Source organism: Marivirga aurantiaca (genome assembly GCF_016679925.1).
In the GTDB taxonomy this organism is placed as follows: Bacteria; Bacteroidota; Bacteroidia; order Cytophagales; family Cyclobacteriaceae; genus Marivirga; species Marivirga aurantiaca.
On record NZ_JAEQBW010000002.1, the window covers coordinates 325,765 to 347,865 of the forward strand.

A 22,101-nucleotide genomic window follows, 5' to 3' on the forward strand; every position below is an offset into this window, starting at 1 on the left:
AAGAAGTTACAATAAGATAGAAATGTATTTATCTTTGAAGTTCTTTAAAAATTCTTTCATCATACGCTCAAAGTTATTATACATTTCCAAGTAAATCATCCCCGCAATTATTATTTATTGCTATGTATTATCGCTTTCTTCGTCTCACCGAAATCAGCTTTTACATCATCTACAGATTCTCTCATTGTTGAAAATGAAGAATCGAAAATAATTTTAGCAAAATTAGCACCCATCCCTGCTTCTGTTCACATCAAATGGGTGGGGAAACAAGACAATATTAGAAGTGTCTTGTTTCAGAAAGATCAGGGAATTTTCATTCCTGAAAACATTTCCATAACTAATGATCCTTTAACTTCCCACATTCCAGATTTTAATAAGCGTTTTGATTTTGAAGAAACTACAGCGCTTGAAGAAGATGTTATCCAATATAATTATGACGACAATCCTATAGATTCTATTTCTGATTATGTAAAAAGAGCACATTCCCTGTTTGAAAAAATCACAACTGAAAGTAGGTTTGTCAATTTAATTAATGCTGAGGTTGCACAGGATTTGCCTATGGGAATTAAAAAAACAATAGCAGGTTACGATTATGTAGTAGCAATTGATAGTATTTATTTTACCCCGGAAAGGTCTTTCATAGTGGCCTATATGTCATTGCCTGTTCCTGGTACTGGTATCAATTTGGCTTTTAGGGGAATAGTGCCTTTTACAAAAGAGGGAGGTATATCAGGTGTAGCTCAATTAATGTTGCTGGAGGATGTTCCGGTGCCCCTAGGGAATAAAGTAGCCTTAAATTTCTTGGCTGCCAGTGAGAGAACCTATATAGAAATTGATTGTAACGGTTTTTTTAGCCTGTCCATAGATGCAGAAGTGGAGTTTTCCAGGGATTTATTAATCCCCGAAAATGAAGATGGCACCTTAATAACTGACAGGAGGGCCAAAGCGAGAATTCAGGTAGCAGGTTTGGATAGTTGGGATAGTTTTATTGCTTCCGTGGAGATGGAGCCATTTCAAGTGACCGGAATGGAGGGTTGGGGATTTGAGGTATCCAATGCGGTATTTGACTTTTCAGAAGTGTCCAATCATGGAGCGGTTATTTTCCCTCCTGATTATGAGTCAGTAGATTTTTTAGAGGGCAATCAAAATATGTGGACCGGTATTTTTATCGAAAGTGTGAGTGTAAGATTACCTCCTCAATTTAACAACCATTCCCAAAGAACAGCCATAAATGGTTCCAATTTAATCATTGATAAAGAAGGTTTCACAGGAACCATCAATGGTGTGAATGTTTTAAGCCTGGGCGAGGGAGATGCCAGTGGCTGGGCATTTTCAGTTGACAATGTAGCACTTGAGTTTTATAAGAACAGTTTAATTTCAGGGGATTTCAGGGGAGAGATTGTGTTGCCTATTGATAAAAAGAAAGCAGGCATAGCTTATAATGCCACCATTACCAATGCTAATTTCTATTCCATTACTGCTTCCTATAATGATAATATAGAATCTAATTTATGGGCAGCTAATATAACACTTGACAGAAGTTCTTCATTGAATGTGACAATTTATGATGGAAAATTCATGCCATCTGCTAATTTGAATGGGACATTGAGTATTGATACCTCCATAGGGGAAGGTTCATCCTCTAAAATTTCCCTACCCTCTGTAAAATTTCAGAATCTCCATATTTCTACGGAAGCCCCTATTGTAGAAGTAGGCACTATAGAGTTCATGGGTTCAAGTAATTTCTCAAATTTCCCTCTTACTATAGTTCCTGTAGGAGTGTCTAATTATGAAAATGGGGAAATAGGATTACTGATAAATGTAACTGTTAATTTTGCCGGAGGAGAGGACTCAGGATTTGGTGCAGAAGGCCAAATTGAACTGGTAACAAGACAATTGGACACTGATCGACTGGTGAATTTTGAGTATGTAAGGACAAACATCAATCAATTGGCAATAGATGTTAATGCAGGAGCATTCTCATTGAATGGCAGGGTAGATTTTTTTAGACAGGATCCCATCTATGGAAATGGATTTCAGGGATCAATAAGTGCAACTTTTGAACCCGGACTTGAAATTGATGCGGTGGCATTATTCGGTAATACCGGACAGTTTAGATATTGGTTTGTTGATGGTAAAGTAGTTTTCCCTGGAACCGGCTTACCTGTTTTCCCGGGATTTGCAATTTATGGTTTTGGAGGTGGGGCATATCATCATATGAAACAAGATGGTTATGCAGCTTCCAATGGATTTGAAATTGGGAAATCGTTAAGTGGTATCAAGTACATCCCGGATGCATCAACATTCATGGGTTTAAGGGCTACGGTAGTGTTAGGAACAACACCTTCGAGGGATGCCTTTACAGGTGATGCTACATTTGAACTTAGCTTTAATCAAAACTGGGGATTGATTAATGTGGGTTTCCAGGGTTATGGAGAGTTTGCTTCAGCTCCTGCTGAATTAACCGGGAGTGCATTAACTGATAAGGTATCAGGTTTTGCCAGCGGATCAGAAGATGAAGAGGGAAGCAATAGCTCAGGGGGAAGTACTGCCCAAATTACCGCAAGTATCTTTTTGAATTATGATATTCCGGCCAAAACGCTTCATGGTAACTTATCAGTATTTGTTAACATGGCCAATGGTAAAGTAAGAGGCTCAAATGAAGGTAATTTAGCAGGTGAAGCTGAAATTTATTTCTCCCCGGCAAAATGGTATATTCACATAGGGCACCCGGATAGAAGAATAGGATTAATTTTTGCCGATTTATTTGAAACTACCAGTTATTTAATGATAGGTACTGCTATTCCGGGATTTCCTGATCCACCAGCGGAATTACAACAATTTTTTGCAGGAAAGGATTTAGGCCTTGAAGAAGATATGGGAGAAAGAAGTTCCGGAGAAGGTTTTGCTTTTGGGGCAAGCATGCAATTTGGAACAGGTGATCTGGAATTTTTAATGTTTTATGCCAAATTTCAGGTGGGTGCCGGTTTTGACATTATGTTGAAAAAGTATGATGAGGATGTTAGATGTGCGGGTTCATCCGGTAGTTTTGGTGTGAACAACTGGTATGCCAGCGGACAGGCTTATGCCTATATACAAGGAAAGGTAGGCATAAAGGTGAACCTGAGATTTTATAAAGGCAACTTTGATATATTTGATGTCGGCCTGGCTGCATTACTACAAGCTCAACTTCCCAACCCTCTCTACATGAGAGGAATGGCTGCCGGACAGTATAATATTTTAGGGGGATTGGTGAAAGGACAATGTGATTTTGAATTTGAAATCGGGAAGCGCTGTGATATGATCGGTGGTTCTGCCATTGCTGGTGTGCAGGTGATTTCTGAATTAACCCCTGCTAATTTTTCCGAAGATGTAAGCGTATTTAATAGTCCACAAGCTGTTTTTAACCTGCCTGTGAATCAGTCTTTTGAGTTTTCAGATGTCGATGGAGTTGTTTTTACCTACAGGATCAATCTGGACAAGCTTGAATTGAAATACGACAACCAAATAATTAACGGAATAGAAGAGTGGTCTCCCGATAATATGGTAGTTGCTTTTGATGCACATGAGATATTACCTCCGGAAAAAACAATCATTTTTAATGTGGAACTCAGCTTTGAAGAAAGAAATGCGAGTGGTCAATGGGTAGCTGTAACTGAAAATGGAGTGCCAATAAAGGAAAGCTCTTCAGTGAAGTTTATTACAGGGGAAGCCCCTCCATATATTCCGAAAGAGAATATTGCACATATGTATCCCATAGAAAATCAATTCAATTATTATCCTAAAGAAACAAACAATGGATATGTAATCTTAAAAGACGGACAGAGTTATTTGTTTAACCATTCGTCCGATTGGGAACAAAAGCTTTTATTGACCACCAATGAAGGGTTCTCGTATGAGAGCGACATTAGCTATGCGGTAGCCGAAAAAGAAGTAAGGTTTAATATGCCTACTGATTTAAGGGCTTCTTCTATTCATTCCTTAAAGCTGATTGACAGGCCTACGGCAAGCATAGCAAATGTAGATGAAAATGTTTCACAAGTAACCACGAATGCTTATGAGGGAGAATCTGCCAATGTAGAGTTTACAACTAATGATGCTGAAGGAAGCAGGGATGTGTTACAAGTGCAGGATATACTGTCCTACAGCTTTAGAACAAGTGAGTATTCCACTTTTCAAGAAAAATTTAATTCAATTAGTAAATCTGCAGTATGGAAGTGGGTAGTAATGGTTGGGGTTCATGAATTGGGTGTAAATCTTAACGGGAATGAACTTTTCGATTATGCTGAGGCTACTTTGGATGAGCATGCTTTAATCCGTATTGAAGCCGATTTAAGGAATACACCCTGGTATTGGAATAAAGTACGTCCATTGGTATACTCAGGCCTTTCATCCAGTGGAATCTCTTTATCCAGAGATGAAATGCCTTTAGGTACACCTCCTAAATTCGGTACTTTAATTACAATGGATTATTATAAAAAGTTGACCGAAGATGAAATAGCTATAGGCGTTGCAGGATCTACCTCCACTATAGGTACATTCAATTACTATTTACCCTATTTTATGCAACAGGATTATATGGACATAAGGACACAGGCTGCAAGTTTATCATTATCCAATAGTTCAGGGTATATCAATAACATTCTGAATGCCACTTTTCCAACTCTCTCAAGTGGGGTTTATCCTTTAAAGATATATTATAAACTACCGGGAAGAAGCACACCATTGCGCACGATCAACTTTAATATGGACTATAATGAGGAGGAATAAGTACATCATCATATTGATTTTTGCCTGTTGGGGGTTACCACTTAGTGGAATACTTGCACAAGCTCCTTCTGTGCAAAAAGAGGTGAAAGGTGTAAAAGTAATAGCCAATGTAAAAGATGATGGAATCCATTTAAGATGGGCACCTACATCAGCCGTACTCTGGAGTTTAGGAAATACGAAGGGCTATAAAATATATAGGTATACTATTAAAGTAGATGGTGAAATTACGGATGACAAGGAATTCACAGATTTAACACCCAATAAAATCACCTACCGACCGGAAGCCGATTGGGAAGCTATTATTAACGAACCCTATGCACCCGTGGCAGCCCAGGCTTTGTTTGGTGAAACCTTTACTATTAGCAGGCAGGGAAGCCCTAATATGATGGAAGCTATCAATAAATCCAGGGAGGAAGAGTCAAGGTTTAGTTTTAGCTTGTTAGCCGCAGATCTGTCACCCATAACAGCAGAATACTCAGGCTTATATTTTGTGGACAAGGAAGTTCAAAAGAACAAGACCTATTTATACAAAGTATTCATACCTGAATCCACTAAGCCACTGGATACAGGAATGGTGTACCTAAGTGCCAATGAAATGGTGAAGTTGCCGAGGATCAAATCATTGAAGGCGGAGTTTGGAGACAGATCTGCAAAGTTGGAGTGGAATACTACTTATGGCTTTGAATACTATACCGCTTACAATGTGGAAAGATCAACTGATAGTATCCATTTTGAGCAAATAAATGAGAGACCCCTGGTGAATGCAGGTTTCGATAGAAACAAGCCGGTGAATTTATTGTATGCAGCTGATTCATTGCCTGAAAACAAGACCACTTATTATTATAGGGTAAAGGGAATTAGTCCCTTTGGGGAGGAAGGTCCCGGTTCCAACATGGTAAAAGGTGAAGGAAAAGTGAAGTTACAGGTAAAGCCTTTCAATATTGCGCACACTTATAATGAAGAAGGAAATATTCTTTTAAGTTGGGAGTTTGATGAGGGTTTTGAGTACATGATTGAAGGTTTTCATATTGTAAGGGTGGAAAATCTGGACAAGGGTAAGGTGGTGAAATTAAATGATGCACCCATCCGGGCAGATAAGCGTAGCTTTCTGGATAACCAACCGTTAACTTCCAACTATTATCAAATAATTGCAGCCTCAAAGCACGGGGATATGCAGGCTTCTGTTACCCATATGGCGCAAACAGAAGATAGTATCCCTCCTGCACCAACGCGTATTATTAAAGTAGAAGTGGATACCAGCGGAGTAGCTAAGATAAACTGGCACCGAAATACCGAACCGGATTTTTATGGCTATAAAGTAATGAAAGCTTATGACCGAACAGCGGAATTCAGTTTAATTAATGGGCAGATTTTGAAGGATTCGGTTTATGTGGATACCTTAAACCTAAACAGGATTACCAGGAAAGTATTTTATAAAATTATTAGCCTGGATAAGCATTACAATCACTCAAAATCATCGCATATATTTGAAGCCACTTTTCCTGATGTGGTGGCACCGGTTAGCCCTGTGCTCAATAAAGTATTGCAGGATTCTCTGGGAGTAGCTTTGTACTGGCAAAATAGCAGCAGCAAGGATATTAGGGCCAATTTGATTTACAGGAAAGAAGGAGGGAGAAAAAACTGGAAATTGGTGCATGCCATGAGTGGGAAAGATTCCATCTGGCATGACAGAGATCTGACCAACAATATAACCTATCACTATACATTGATTGCTGTCGATTCGGCCGGCAATGAATCAGCCCCTCAAAGAGCGCTCCCGATAACTTATAAGGATTTCCAATTAAAGGAAGGGATTAAATTTTTCAGTTTGGAGGCAAACAGGAAAGAGAAATTTATAAGTGTTGAATGGGAGTTATCAAAAAATAAAGAAATACACAGTATAGAGCTTTACCGTGGAGATGAAACTACACCGCTAAGGCATTTTATGAAAATAACGCCTGATGAAGGTATTTACATTGATAAAAAGTTAGTGGTAAACACTTCCTATAAATATGCACTAAGGGTAAAGTATGAAGACGGAACCCTCTCAAAAATCAGCCAAATTAAAGAAATTAAATATTAAGGATATGAAGAATATAATTTACGTATTAGCTAGTTTTCTGCTTTTAGCTTGTGATCCCGGAGAAGTTCCGAAATCACCTAACCTGGGTTTTGTGGATATGCAATTAAATAATATGGAAAGGAATGGGGATCAGATGGAATATAGTATCAAAGTTAGGCCGAAAGATACAATTGATCTTTCATTTGAAATAAGAGTGAAGTATCAGTATGAAACTGTCCGTTTAGACTCCATTGTAGCGGTCCCGGAATATGATCAAAATTATACCGGACATCAGGATGTTATCAACCTATTTAATGATAAGTTGTCATTTACCTTAATTCCGGAATTAGCTATTGGAAATCAAAATTCTATAGAGGAATTAAGAATAATAATGCCTGATTTCGATTTAGATTCTGATGTATATAATCATATCGGTCTTCGATGGGTTTTTACATTATATGGTTCTCATACCGAGCAAATTACTAATGATGATGAACCAATAGAACCATCCTCTGCTGAAGTAGGTATTGAGATTGAGAATTCTTATACAAATTATAAATTCAGACTCTACAATAATTATGTAGGCAAAGATCCCAATGATAGTACGGGAGTGGGGTATAATCCTATTACCAGGGAATATATTCATGACTTATGTGCCCTTTACAGTAGTAGCGAAACAGAATGCTCAATAGGTCAAGCCCTATTGATCAATCTCACCTACGATGAAAATTTTAATATGGAAGGCAAAGTATTTATACCGGCTTTTGGATTTGGGCAAAATATCACAAATTTATACGAATTCATACTTTCTGAGGGAAACAGTTTCAATTGGGAGAGGCTACATTTGCTGGAATCTTATGACAGATATATTACCAGTTCTAGGCATATAGTAGATGTAGAAATTGGACTTGAAATATTTATTTTAAGGAGTTCTAATGAAGTTGCTTTAAGAGTAACTGATATTGTAGAAGGCGGTCTGGAAAGTTATGTAGAATTTGAGGTGGCCATTAATAATGCGGATTTTAAATAGCTTTTATGATTAATACAACTACTTGCCCTAAGCTGTTTCTTATACTATTTTTTGTTTTATTAATCAATAATAAGGCGTTTCCCCAGGCACCTGCTTATGGTGAATTAAAAGTGACAGTAAAACTTAATAGGGTCTATTCCAATGCATGGGATGATTGTAATACCAATAATAGACATAGCTGGTATTATACGTTTAAACATATTGGACCCACCAATTTTTTGGTGGAAAAATGTATCAATAAGAGAAATAAGGATAGAAACTATTATTATACATTAAATAGTACTGAATCATTATTATATGATGAAATATTATCTAGTGAGTCATTACCCCAATTTGATTTTCATTTTGTAGGATATGAGGATCAGAAGGACGAATTTGATAATTGCCCTCCTAATTCAGATGACTTAAGTGGCGGGTGCTGGTTAGTGTATAATAGGTCGGATGGCAGACCAGATGCAGTAACTGATAATGAAACCATCAATATCAATAATTTTAAATTAGGAACTACTACGATTCAGGTAGGTTCAGGATACTTTAAAGGCTGGTTGACAGTTACATTAACAGCAGGAAGCCCAACCGGATTAAAAACAGAAGTTGAAAATTTAGGTAATGCTGGAGATAGAGAGTATGAGGGTAATGGTAATAATGAAAACATAGAATTTGTACCCTTTGTCAACAACGCCCAGATTTGCGAAACGAGAGATGCTCAATTACTAATCCCAAAGCCGGCTAATTCAACTTTATTTGAGGGTGGTGGCTTTCAATTTAAGATTGAATCCAATAAGGAAGGGGAGGAGGACGTCACTTACACCTATGAGGTAAAATATAAAGATGGAACCGGCTTTGAAGAGCAACAACGAATGCAAGCCCAGAGCGCACAAGCCCCCCCTCAATGCGAAGGAGAATATACCAATTATTGCGGCAGTTATTCCTATGATCCCAGTTGCCAGGAATGTGTAACAACAGAACACCGGACGCCTAAATGGAGAACTGAAAAAACAATGGGAATAGAGAGTTTAGAGGTAAATTCAGATGGACTCTATAAAGTAGACTTACCAAATCTTACCCGCTATGGTTCCCAGTCAAGAACCAAAATAAAGTATAAGGTAACCATTGTTAAAAATGGCGGATCAAGTACAGCATCACCTTCAACCGCACCTATCACCATTAATGCCCCTGAGCCTGTTTTGCACAGTTCAGTAGCTGATGGCAGGATCAATGATTTTGCTTTTAATTATGTAACTGAATATGCTCACATTGCCGATACCATTCCTACTCCATTCTCAGGTCCGATAAAGGGAGGAAAAGAGGGAAATAAAGTGCCCGGGCCTATTGATGGAGGATTGGATCCAGTTCCGCCAAGTGCTCCTACTCCCACCTTAATTGTTGATCATATAGCTGATTCTGAAGCATCCAACGCAAGTGGGAAAATCACCATTCATAAAGTAGCCAGCGGCACAGGTACGTATAATTTCTATCTCCGCAGAATGGAATCCAATGATCCTGATATTACTGTAGGCACCAAAACTACCTATAATATTGATGGAGTAACTGCTTCTGATTTCCCTGTGGCTTTTCCAGATGATTCTAAACAAGGGGGAGTACTGGCAGAGGGAAAGTATATTTTAGTGGTTGAAAATGTGCAGGAGGGTTATGATTTATGCTATAGCTTCTATGATTTGATCATTCGGGAACCTGAGGCACCTTTGAATTTTAATTTTGTCGATGAAATAGATCTTGCTAATCCTTCAGTAAATTCCGGTGCTTTAAGTGCTTCAGTAAGTGGTGGCGTTGGCCCTTATTGGTTTTACCTGACTAATACTGCTGGTGTAATACAGAAAAGTATTCGCAGCGAATCTGCAGGGACAGTTGTGTTCGATGAATTAGGTATCGGCAATTATAAACTTTTTGTAAAAGATACTTTAGGTGTTACCAGACATAATGACAATACATATAACATTAGTGCTCCGAGTATATCAAATATTATTTTACCTGATGAGGAAGATGAAATAAATGGGACTGTATATTATACAAAATGTCATTCAGAAACTACTGATGTTTCAATTAGTCTTAGTATCCCAAATCATGCCCCAGTAGAATTTAAACTTGGGACAAGTTCTTCAAATTTGTTGTTGAATGAACCTATTGAAGATGGCAACAATGATGTTACTATATCTGAGACGGGAGTTTATTCTTTATATGGAAGGCCTACTGATCCAGAAGGTGAATGGTTTAGGTTCGAAGCCGATATAATTGATTTTACAAAGCCTCCAAGTCTTAATACTCCTTCAATTAATAATATTAATCATGAAGATTACAGGATTTCCTGCCATGATGCAGATGATGGGCGTTTGGTTATATCAGGTTTGAGCGGTGGTGTGGGTACTAAAACATTACAGTTAAAACGATATTCTACAGGTTCTAGTGTTGTTACACTTGATACAATAGATTTTACGGGCACTACTGCAACCATAACGGGCTTAAAAAGTAACGAGAGTGAAACATATACTCTTCTATTAACAGATGAATTAGGTTGTGAAAAAGAAACTGCTAATATATCTTTTACCAATCCGGCTATTTTAGCTGTTGGTACTCCTACTCCAGTACCTGTTGCTGGTAATCACCATGCTAAATGTTATGATCATGAAATTCAAATTAATGTAACTTTTGATGGTGGGTGGACTTCCACCATTACAAATGATGATGATGATAGCTATTATGTAGAAATAAGAAGCAACAGAAGTACGATAATACGTGAAGTGACAAGTTTTAATGCTACTGGATTTAAAACCCCTCGCTTACCATCTAACACCTATTTTCTTCGTGTTTATGACGATGCTGTAGATCCAAATTGCTTTGTAGATTCAGAAGAATTTCAAATAGTTACTCCTTCTCATGAACTTAGATTCTTTTCTGGTGTTGGAAAAAAAAGATATTCTGGCTACAATGTAAGTTGTTACAATGCCTCGAATGGTGAAATTACAGTAGGGACGACAGGAGGATTTGGCAACCATACTGTAACTATTTATAAAAAAATAGAAGGAGAAAGTTCCTTTACGTATTTAAATGATTCAACCATAAATAGCGATGTTGATGGAGTGCTCGACCCAAAAAGTTTTACCTTCTATAATTTGTCCGCCACAACTGAGATAGATGGAGTAAGCAAACAAATATTTTATAAATTCACCTTAATAGATGAATTGAATTGCACTGAAGCTTTATCCAAAGGAGATGATAACAGTATTAGTTTAAGCAGCCCTAACCCACTTGTTATATCAAATTTAGATGCAACTGAAATCAATGATTACAATTATCATATTGCCTGTTATAATAGTACCACTCAAGTAAACTTTAGAATAGCAGGCGGAGAAGCCAGCTACCCAAAAACCATAAAGTTAAGTAATGTCAGTAATAATGGCACTAATACTTATCTTAAGGAAGTACCAGGACCTGGCACCTATTTTTTTGATGCTGTGGCACATAGTGACGGAAAAGATTACAAAATTTCAGTAGAGAGTCAAACCAATCATGATTGTGGCCCAACAATTGAATCAGAAACAATTGCTATCAATCAGCCAGCTGCACCCTTCGCTGTCGATTATACCATCCACGATTATAGCGAGAGAGAAGAAGGCTACGGTGTAATTTGTAAGTACGATAACAATGGTAAAATTTCCTATACAGTCAGTGGAGGTTTCCTTGATGGCGGTGGAATAGGCCGAACAATTGATACTTTAAAATATACCCACAATAACACCGCGTATGTTCTCCTAACACCTGAAAATCCTGGTAATACTAAATATTTCGATGGTTTACCGGCTGTCAACTCAGATGGTACCTCTGTCACTTATCAACTGATCGTATCGGATTTACTGGGTTGTACAATTGAAAAGGATACTGTCATAAAAGCCCCTGATGAATTATTGTCCATCGATCAGGCCAACTATAGCGATTATAACGGCTATCAAATCTCTTGCAACGGTTATACCGATCAGGTCAGTGTGGATATATCAGGGGGGGTACTGCCTTATAATGTAACACTTTCCTCCCTTAACGGTACGGCTATCAGTAAGAATACCACCGTTACCACTGCCAATACCCCGGCAGTATTTACCGGCTTACCGGCAGGGGAGTATAAAGTAATTGTTGAGGATCATTTGGGATGTGAAAAAGAGGATTTGACCATAGCATTAGAGCAGCCTCCGGTAATTGCTACTACAAGTCTTGAAGTAGTTCCGCCTATTTGTTCCTATTCAGCAGATGGACAGATTAATTTTGTTTTTGAAGGGGGTAATTTAATCAATGGAAACACCTATACTGTCCTATTAAAGTCCGCTTCAGGAGTTAACCTTGATACCATCAACGCAGCTTCCGGAACCTTTGAAGTGGCCAAAGGAACTTATCTACTAAATGCAACGGATGATTTCGGTTGCCCTTTTGAACAACAGGTTGTTGTGGAAAACAGGCCGGTACTGAATATCCAATCCAATGGTAACGACTACCCACTATGTTGGGGAGGAACCACCGGGAAAATCCACTTTGGCATCAAAGGTGGGGATACCACGGGTATTTATACCGCCCGCTTATACAATGCCGACTCGGTTCAAATTGATGAACTACAAATTGAGGGCGCCCTGGCAAATGATTATACAGCCTATTTGTTCGATTCGCTGGTATCGGCACCCTACCATATTATTTTGGAAGATGGCTTTTCCTGCCTCGATACTATGAGCACTTTTTTACTGGAGAGAACCGATTCATTGGTACTTGTAACAGATGATTTCAAGGCAACCACCTGTGCCGATACCAAAGACGGCTCTGTAAAAATGGTGGCTCAGGGAGGTGATGCACCTTACTACTTCTCTATTGATGGCATTAACTATTATGAAACTGTTGAGCCAGGCGAAGTACTCATTGATACCGTAGTGACAGACACGATTACTTACTACAATGAAATCCATCATAACTATATTATTTGGGGGGGATTGGCAGGAGGTAAAAACTACCCGATGTATGTGCGCGATAGCAATTGGCATCCGGAATATGACTCGGAAATTTGCACTATCAGCAATGAATACTTTTTGGAAAAAACAGACAGAATCCAGGTTACATTTACAACAAAACCTATTTCCTGCTTTGGAGCAACTGATGCCAGCCTAACAGCACAGGCTGTTTTAGGTACGCTTAATTTAGGTTTCGACTATAAATGGTACCGTGCAGGTTCCAACAAAGTAATAGGTAGTTCCGCTCTACTGAATAATATTGGCCCGGGCGATTATAACCTGGTAGTCTTTAATCAAAATTCTCCAACTTGTAGTGAAACCTTCAGTGCTTCCATAGAGGCGCTTTCAAAACCATTAAAGGCCATACAAAAAAGTGTAGGTGCCTTAACATGCAGCGGACAGCCCGATGGAGTAATCAGGTTCAGTGTAGATGGCGGGTATACAAGGGAAAGTTATCACGTGTCCATTGATAACGGACTTACTTTTAAATCTTATATTCCTGATCAAAATAAACAAATCAGCATTCATGCTTTAAGTGCGGCTACTTATCAGGTCATTCTACAGGATCCAATCAACCTTTGTACAGATGTGTTTGAAATGACCGTTCCTTTTGGCACACTGGATCTTACAGTGAATGATGTGCAGCACCCTGTTTGCTATGGCAGCAATACCGGAGTCATTGAAATAAATTCTCCTTTTTCCAGGGTACTCTATCAATTATTGGATGGAAACGACAAGGTGCTGGAAGTTAATTCAAGTGGTCTTTTCGATTCGCTTTATACAGGAAATTATCAACTGACTGCCTTTCAATTGGGTGCCTGCTATAGTGATACTATTCCGGTATCTTTAAATGACCCGATAAAACTGGAGGCGGATTGGGAGGTTTCTCAAAATCCTGCTTGCGGAAATAATAATGGGCAAATTACTATTGTTCCCACAGGAGGAACAGAGCCTTATAACATTGTATTATATGATCAGACCGGGGATATAGCCGATGCGCAAAGTTTATATGCCGGATTTTACAGGCTAACTTTTACCGATAGCCTGGGTTGCGAGTGGGAGGATTATCATTTCCTTGAAGAAGCCCCATCTATGGAGGTCACTCATGTTGTTTTGAACGAATTCAGTTGTGAAAGCAATGCCAATATACAAATCACCATTGATGGTGGATTGCCTCCTTATCAGGTGAGTTATGGTGGCTCGGAATTTTCAACTGAAAATGGTCTGTTGGAATTGGAAGTTGCATATGCCGGAAAACAGCAATTGTTAGTAAGTGATCAATTAAATTGTGCCGTTCCCTATGAGTTCCCGATAACAGCTTATAATCCCCCGACTATCAGTTTAAAACATAAAAAATCAGCTAGCTGTGGCCTGGCCAATGGTTGGGCAGAATTAGAAATTGAGGGTATAACAGATGATTACGAACTGATTTGGCCTGCTGATATTACAGAAACAGAAGGATTAAGGGCTTATGGCTTAAGTGGGGATAAACTTTATACGGTACAATTGATCGATGAGGATGCTTGCACATATGAATTCTCTTTTAGTATAGGAAACACCCACACTCAGCTGGTAAATTATGAAATTTTAAACCATGCAAGCTGCCACCTGGAAAATGCAAAAGTGCAGATTAATAATCCATTGGCTCGCAGTGTATTTATTAACGATACTGAGGTAGCAGCGGATGCCACAGTAAGTTTGGCATCCGGAGTTTATACCATCCGGGCTTTTGACAGGGAAGGATGTGTTTCCAGTGAGCAGTTTATCATAGAGGAATCCGATCCTGCCGAACAGATTAGCTTACTATTGGACAATAGCTGTGATGATACTCAGCTAAGCATTGAAAATACAGGGACGGAAACCATTCAGGCTATTGTGTGGTCACATCAGGAAGATGAAAATGAACTTCACACAAGTGGGTTTGAGGCCGGGCAAAACTGGGTGGAAATTACCATGGAGAACGGCTGTGTGTTGACAAAGTATTTCGAGGTAGAGGGTGGCTCTGATAAAATATGGGTGGCCGATTTTAATAAACCTACTTGTGGAAATGCAGAAGGCTTTATTCAACTGGCCACCACCAATGATGATAAAATTGCTTCTTATAGCTGGAGTCACAATCCGGACCATCATAGCAATCGAGCCGAAAATTTAATGAGTGGGCATTATGAAATAATAGCCTATGATACCGCTAATTGTGAGTTTGACAGAATTCAGTACTTTTTAGCCACGGAAAACTCATCTCTCACTATTGCAGTGGAAAGCACAACCAATGCCAGCTGTCCTTCCAGTGCCGATGGAAGTGCCAATTTATCAATTAGTGGTGCAATATCTCCTTACACGATAATAGTAGATAATGGAGCGTCCTTTACTGATGTGAGTTCCCTCTCAGCTCTTTCAAGTGGAAGGCATGAAGTGGTGCTTATTGATGGCAATGAATGTTCCGCCAAAAGTAGTTTCTTTATTGCTTATGACGATCCTATTGTATTGGATTCCGTACAAAAGGTGCTTCCATCTTGTTTTGGTGGTGCAGATGGCACTGTTGAATTATTTATCTCACAGGCTTCTGATCAGCTGCAAGTGGTGTGGCCTAATGGCGAAACAGGAACAAAGGCTTCCCGACTTACAGCCGGAGAACATATTGTGAGTATTCAGAAAGGAAGCTGTATTGTTGAAAAAACCATTTCCCTGGGCGAACCTTCCATTCTTTCGTTGGAACAGCTTTTGGCCTTATCACCTACTTGTGAAGAAGGTGCTGACGGACAATTAAAAGTAATGGCCAATGGAGGCACTGCCCCTTATAATTACACATGGGAAAACGGGTCATCCGGAAACTCCCTACTTGCTGCACAAGGGAATTATTCACTTACTGTGGTGGATAATAATGGCTGTTCTATTGATACCGTATTCAGCATTCCTGAGCGGGATTCTATTTATTTTGAACATAGTATAACTGAGCCTTCCTGTTTAGGGGAGAGTGATGGAAGCATCATTGTGGAAGTGGTGGGAATGAGATCACCAATCGTGAGATGGACCAATGGAAAGATTGGTAAGAAACTTTCAGGAATACCTGCCGGTACTTACGCATATACTGCGGAAGATCAATATGGTTGCACCAAAAGTGGTAATGTAGAAGTAGATGAGCCTTTAGAGTTAATAATAGCAGAAACTACAATTAACCATCCAGGCTGTTATAACGGGTTTAATGGTAGTATTTCTGTAAGTGCAAGTGGTGGCAATGGCAACTATAGGTATGAATGGTCCACTGGTGCCAATGGCAGTACAATCAATGGACTGGGAGAAGGGAATTATACCGTGGAAGTTTATGATGGCAAAGCTTGTCGTCTTTCAGCTACTTATACCTTAATTTCTCCCGAACTCCTGCAAATCAGTGACTTCACTATTCAGCAACCATCCTGTGCACGGGAAGATGACGCTTCTATTGAATTGGACATTGAGGGCGGAACAGGTACTTATACCTATTTATGGAGTGATGGAAGTGATGATGCGGTGCTAAACAAAGTAGAAGCCGGGATCTATGATGTAGTGGTTAATGATGCCAATGGTTGTTCTGTTCAAAAGCAATTTTTAATTCCTGCCACACCGGGGATAGTAATCGATAGCGTGTTTACGGCTACTCCTTCCTGTGTGGGTGATGAAGACGGTGAAATTTTTGTACTGGCATCGGGTGGAACCGGTGAGCTTAGCTATGTATGGAACAATGGACATGCTTCCAATCATCTGGAAGGCATTAGCCAGGGAAGTTATCAGGTGGTGGTTACCGATGAAAATAATTGTTCTTTACCATTTAATATCACCATTAGCGATCCGGCCGGAATAGATTTCAGACAAAATCAAAAGGTGGATCCTGGCTGTAACGGGGCATCCACTGGCAGTATTACGCTGGATGTGGTGGGAGGAACAGCCCCTTATACTTATTTGTGGAGCAATGGAAGCCAGGAAGAAAACCTGGTAAACCTTCCGGCAGCTGAGTATTCTGTCACAGTAACCGATGCCAGTGGATGTTTCATCTCAACCTCCTTTAGTCTCAATGATCCGCCAAAGTATGAAATTGTGGACATTGAAGACTACATTGAAATATGTGTGGGCGGCTCTGTTACGCTGGATGCAGGAGAAGTATGGACAGATGTTTCATGGGCTTCTGCCAATGGTTATGTATCAAGCGGAAGGTTTGCTACTATTCAGCAGGAGGGTATTTATACCATCAATGCCAACACGGCTGAGGGTTGCCAGGATGAGTTTCAGTTTGAGCTGGTGAAAAAGGAAGATATTCTGGTGGCTGACTTTGTATTGACCAGCACCTCCTACGTGCATGATACTATAGTAATGGTGGATATCTCCAAGCCTCAGCCTCAGAGTGTTGATTGGTTGAATGAAGAGGCAGCTGAAATAATTTCTCAAAGTAATTTAAGCCAGAAAATCGTTTTCAGGGAAACCGGTACTTATAAAATAGGGATGACGGCTCATTCAGGTGAGTGCAGTGACTATATCGAAAAATGGATTGAAGTCACTGAAAAGCCGGATGAAGAGTTACAAGATGAATTACATCTCTCTAAAAATGCAGTGGAAGGAAAGTTTCTAGATATCCTCATACACCCAAATCCCAATGATGGCAATTTCCGCCTTGAAGTAAAGATGAATGTGGAATCTGAGCTTACCGTAATGCTTGTTAATCAGCAATTGGCCCTGAAGCTGAAAGAAATAAAAACCAATAAAGCCAATAAGACCCATGTCATAGATTTTAAAGAAATGCATCTGCCTGAAGGATTGTATGTACTCAAAATACGCAGCGATTTTGATGAAGTGTCAAGAAAATTTATAGTTAAGTAATTCCAATGATTGTAAGATTAGTTATCATTTTTATTGTAGGAAGTGCTATTGCCATCAAAGCACAGGATATGCAGTCCATTGCAGGAAGCAATATTCCGGATTTAGGCTATAGCAAATCATTGTGGGCAGATTTTGACAATGATGGAGACCCGGACTTGTTGATTGGAGGAGATGACGGGCTGGGAAACTATAGCCTGACGCTACTATTGAACAATGGAGACAATACCTTTTCATCCTCCGCTCAGCCTTTCGATTTATCGAATGCAGCCTTTGAATCATTTGATTATGATAATGATGGCGACCTGGATCTCCTGATAGCCGGAATAGATGCTGAGTCTGTGGCCGAAACTTCTCTTTATGAGAATGATGGCAATGGCAATTTTAGCAAGCTTACTTCATTTACCGGCTTAAGCGCTGCCCAAATTCATGGAGCTGATTTGAATAAAGATGGTAAGATTGATTTTATTATCAGTGGGTTAACACAGGATGGCAACATTGAAGTGATAGTGAATTTACAAACCCCAACAGGCTGGGAGGAAAAAGATTATAACTTGCCCGCGCTTTATAATGGTGCTATTCATACGGCCGATTTCAATAAAAATGGATTTGCTGATATCCTGATTTCCGGGATAAATACTAATGGGCTTTATGCAACTGCTGTAATGCGCTATCTTCCTGAAGATGATGCATATACCGAAATTTCTATTTCAGGTATTCAAAATATCCTGATGCAGAAGGTCGCAATTGACGATTTGAATCAGGATGGCTACCTTGAAATCACCTACATGGGGGTAAATAGTGCTGGTGATCCAAAGACTTCCATTATAAGCTATAACGGGAGCACTTTTGTGGAAAAAACTTCCCATGGCTTAACACAATTAAAAGGTGGTGCTTTGTCAGCTGCGGATATTAATGCGGATGGGTTCATGGACCTGCATATGTTTGGTTTGGATGATGACAATCAAAGGGACCATCAGATTTTCCTTGGAAATGGTGACTTCACTTTTGACAATTCCGCCATCGTACTGCCGGGCATGATCAATGGGGAATCCAACTTAGTGGATTTTAACAATGACTTGCTTCCGGATTTATTTGTAACCGGCTTATCCATAGAGAAAGTAGGCAATCAATCTGCATCCATTCTCTATAACAACAATTTTACCGCTACCAATACGGTACCAACTGCCCCCACAAACCTAAGAGCTTATCATGCAAATGATACAGTGATGTTGGCCTGGGATGCGCCTACTGATGATCATTCTATTGCTGACAATTTAACTTATGAAGTGCAGTTGCGGAACGAGGCCAATGATATCATTTTGGCAGCACAATCCGATTTATCTGATGGCTATTTCAGGTCATCTACCAAAACAGCTTTGTTTACCATGGATAGCCTGTTGCTATTTGGCATTCCTGAAGACAGGTACTATTATAAAGTACATGCCATCGACCAAAGCAAAGCAGGTGGCGGGTTTTCAGGCGAATTGGAATTTGTGGTTTGTGAGGAAATATTCCTGGGCGCGGACCTGGAAATCTGTAGCAGGGATACTTTAAGAATGGAAGTCAATACTGTGGGGGAGAAAGTAGACTGGTACAATGGGGACGGGGATTTACTTAGTGAAAACAGCAAATCCCTTGAGTATGTTGTTACCGGGGATACAGAGATAGTAGTAAAAGTAACCAATACCGATTTGGCTTGTATCAAATATGATACTGTTCAGGTTACTGCATTGGACCTGCCTGTCATAGATTTAGCTGAAAACACCTCTTATTGCCTGAACGATACAGCCATTTTTGAATTGGACTTAGCTGATCATACCATCAACTGGTCATCTCTCAACAATAGTTTTGCTCCTTTGAGCGGCAGCATGCTTTCTTTTAAGGTGGAAAGAAAAGACACCATTGTTATTGAAGCCATTAACCAGCTGACTTTCTGTTCACAAATGGATACGATTTTTATTGACGTATGGGCACTACCGGAAAGCATTGCCATCAGGGATACCAGTATTTGTAGCGGTACGGAATTATACTTGGAAGCTACGGAGAACCAGGTCAACTGGTACAGTGCCAAAAGTGGCTTAATTGCAGAGGATCAGACTAATATTTCCAGGTTTTTCACAGAAAGTGACAGTATATTTATTGAGAAAATCAATTTGAATAACTGTAGCATGATGGATACAGTTGTGGTCAATGTGAATGCCCTGCCTGTTGTAGGCCTGGGGGTTGATCGGCAAATTTGCCGGAAAGATTCCACCACATTGGAAGTACCGGGCGACTGGGCATTGGTGGAATGGTACTCAAAAAAGGAAGGGCAACTAACCGAAGTTTCGGAAGTGCTTAAGTGGGCAGTGTTGCAAACCGATACTCTATCGGTGCTGGTAACGGATGCCAATGGCTGTCAGAATAGTGATACCATTATTATTGAAGCTTTGAGCCTCCCGGATTTTAAACTGCATAGTGATACCCTGGCCTGTACAGGCAGTGAATTGTTTTTTGATGTGGGCCCTGGTTTTACAAGCGTCAACTGGTACAGTAAAAATACCGGTACTTTGGCTGAAGGGCCAAGATATATCTTTTATGAGGTGATGGAAAATGATAGCTTGTTTGTAGAGGTATTCAATAATCGTGGTTGTGTGGCTTATGACACTTTTTACATTGAGGCCATTGATTTGCCTTTCTATGAATTGCAGGATAGCAGTTCTTTATGCTATGGTGATACGCTTTCAGCTACTATAGAGAATCTGACGGATTCCATTAACTGGTATTACGGTAACAGTTTGTTTACTACACATGAAAACGCACTGAGTTTTGTACCGGAAAACAGTGGTTTCTTATGGATTGAAACCATTAATGACTTTGGCTGCACTGCTTATGATTCTATCTATGTTACAGTAAATCCACTTCCTGTTCTCAATCTGGGGAATGATAGAAATATTTGTAAGGGGGACGAATTTTTAGTACAACTCAATCAGTCTTTCATGGAGGTTAATTGGTATAGTAAGCATGATGGGTTTTTATCCTCCAATATAGACAGCATCCAAAGGACTGCCACTTTTGATGACACCATATGGGTGGAAGTATCTGACGAATTCGGATGCATTAATTCCGACACTTTGAAAATAAATATCATTGAGCTGCCCGTTTTTTCCCTGGCCGATTCTATCAATGTTTGTATAGGGGATTCGGTGGAAATCAGCGCCACGCAATACTATGACTCTTTAGTATGGACCAATCAAATAGATGCTGAATTCAGCAGTCAGTCAGCATCATTGAAGATTATCCCGGAACAATCCTCCTGGTTTGTGCTTACTCAATGGAATGCTTCAGGCTGTTATTCACAGGATTCCATATTTGTTAACAGGATCAATTTACCTGAAGTTGATGCCGGTGCCGACCGATTGATATGCCTGAATGAAACTACCATAATTGGTTCAGAATCTGCCAATGAAAATGAACTGACTTACCTTTGGACACCATCCGAAGGTTTAAATGATAGACATATAGCCAACCCTGAAGCAAGTCCGCTTGTAAGCACACGCTACTATTTGGAAGTGACCAATTCCAATGGCTGCATCAGTACTGATTCCATTTATATTGAGGTAGACCCCATTATTACAGTGAATAATGGAGGCGACAGAAGTATCTGTTTGGGAGAACCCACCAAATTAGGAGGAAGCCCCACAGCCAGCGGATCAGCTTTCGACTATAGTTATCAGTGGTTTCCGGAAAACTCACTGGACAATGCCAATGCGGCCAACCCTGTAGCCACTCCCGATTCCACAACGCTTTATACTTTGGTGGTACAGGCAGGTGATTGTAAAAAGGACACTTCCTACCTGGAGGTCATCGTCAACCCTTTGCCTGTAATTGAAATGATAGCAGATACCACTTTAGGAGCAGGAGCCACATTGGAATTATATGTTTCCGGTGGCACCTACTATTACTGGACCCCCAACAACAGTTTGAATGATCCGAGTATAGCTAATCCCATTGCGAGCCCATTACAAACCACTACTTACCAGGTGGAAGTGCAGGATGTATTGGGTTGCATTAGTACCTCCGAAGTAACGGTGTATGTGGAAAACCAATTAATGGTTCCTAATTTATTCACTCCCAATAATGATGGGACCAATGATTATTTTAGGGTATATGCTGTAGGTGTTCAAAATATAGATTTCAAAGTTTATACCCGGGGAGGGAAATTATTATACGAGACCAGTGATCCACGTGAGGCAATAGAAGTAGGATGGGATGGCTCCCATAATGGAACCGAACAGCCTAGCGGAACCTATGTATGGACCCTCAGCGGTAATTTTTATGATGGAACTCCTATCAGCTGGCAAGGAAAAAATTCAGGTGTTATTTCACTTATCAGGTAATTATTATGA

The 22,101-nt window shown here is 39.8% G+C and carries 5 protein-coding genes; all 5 read left to right on the forward strand.

The annotated features are described in order from the left end of the window. The first annotated feature begins 117 nt into the window (after positions 1-117). From JKA74_RS06920 to JKA74_RS06940, 5 genes are read left to right on the forward strand one after another with little or no spacing between them, the layout of a single operon-like run. Positions 118-4,770 carry a hypothetical protein gene (locus tag JKA74_RS06920; protein ID WP_201430430.1) on the forward strand — a complete coding sequence of 1,551 codons (4,653 nt, stop codon included), beginning with the start codon at positions 118-120 and terminating at the stop codon, positions 4,768-4,770. Then, entirely contained in the window at positions 4,757-6,853 is a 2,097-nt protein-coding gene (locus tag JKA74_RS06925; RefSeq protein WP_201430431.1) for a fibronectin type III domain-containing protein, read from the forward strand. Before JKA74_RS06920 ends, JKA74_RS06925 begins: the two co-directional genes overlap by 14 nt. A gap of 4 nt (positions 6,854-6,857) precedes the next feature. After that, complete coding sequence (locus JKA74_RS06930) at positions 6,858-7,862, forward strand: hypothetical protein (RefSeq protein ID WP_201430432.1); 1,005 nt, start codon at positions 6,858-6,860, stop codon at positions 7,860-7,862. 5 nt (positions 7,863-7,867) lie between these two features. Then, on the forward strand, positions 7,868-17,713 hold the full coding sequence (locus tag JKA74_RS06935) for a hypothetical protein (protein WP_201430433.1): 9,846 nt from the start codon (positions 7,868-7,870) through the stop codon (positions 17,711-17,713). Positions 17,714-17,718: 5 nt separating this feature from the next. Continuing rightward, a complete protein-coding gene (locus tag JKA74_RS06940) occupies positions 17,719-22,092 on the forward strand; it encodes an FG-GAP-like repeat-containing protein (protein ID WP_201430434.1) in 4,374 nt (1,457 codons plus the stop codon). The last annotated feature ends 9 nt before the right edge of the window (positions 22,093-22,101 follow it).

Excerpts from the sequence above, each read along its gene's own strand:
- JKA74_RS06925 (WP_201430431.1), top strand. The coding sequence starts at position 4,757 with ATGAGGAGGAATAAGTACATCATCATATTGATTTTTGCCTGTTGGGGG.
- JKA74_RS06930 (WP_201430432.1), top strand. The coding sequence starts at position 6,858 with ATGAAGAATATAATTTACGTATTAGCTAGTTTTCTGCTTTTAGCTTGT.
- JKA74_RS06935 (WP_201430433.1), top strand. The coding sequence starts at position 7,868 with ATGATTAATACAACTACTTGCCCTAAGCTGTTTCTTATACTATTTTTT.
- JKA74_RS06940 (WP_201430434.1), top strand. The coding sequence starts at position 17,719 with ATGATTGTAAGATTAGTTATCATTTTTATTGTAGGAAGTGCTATTGCC.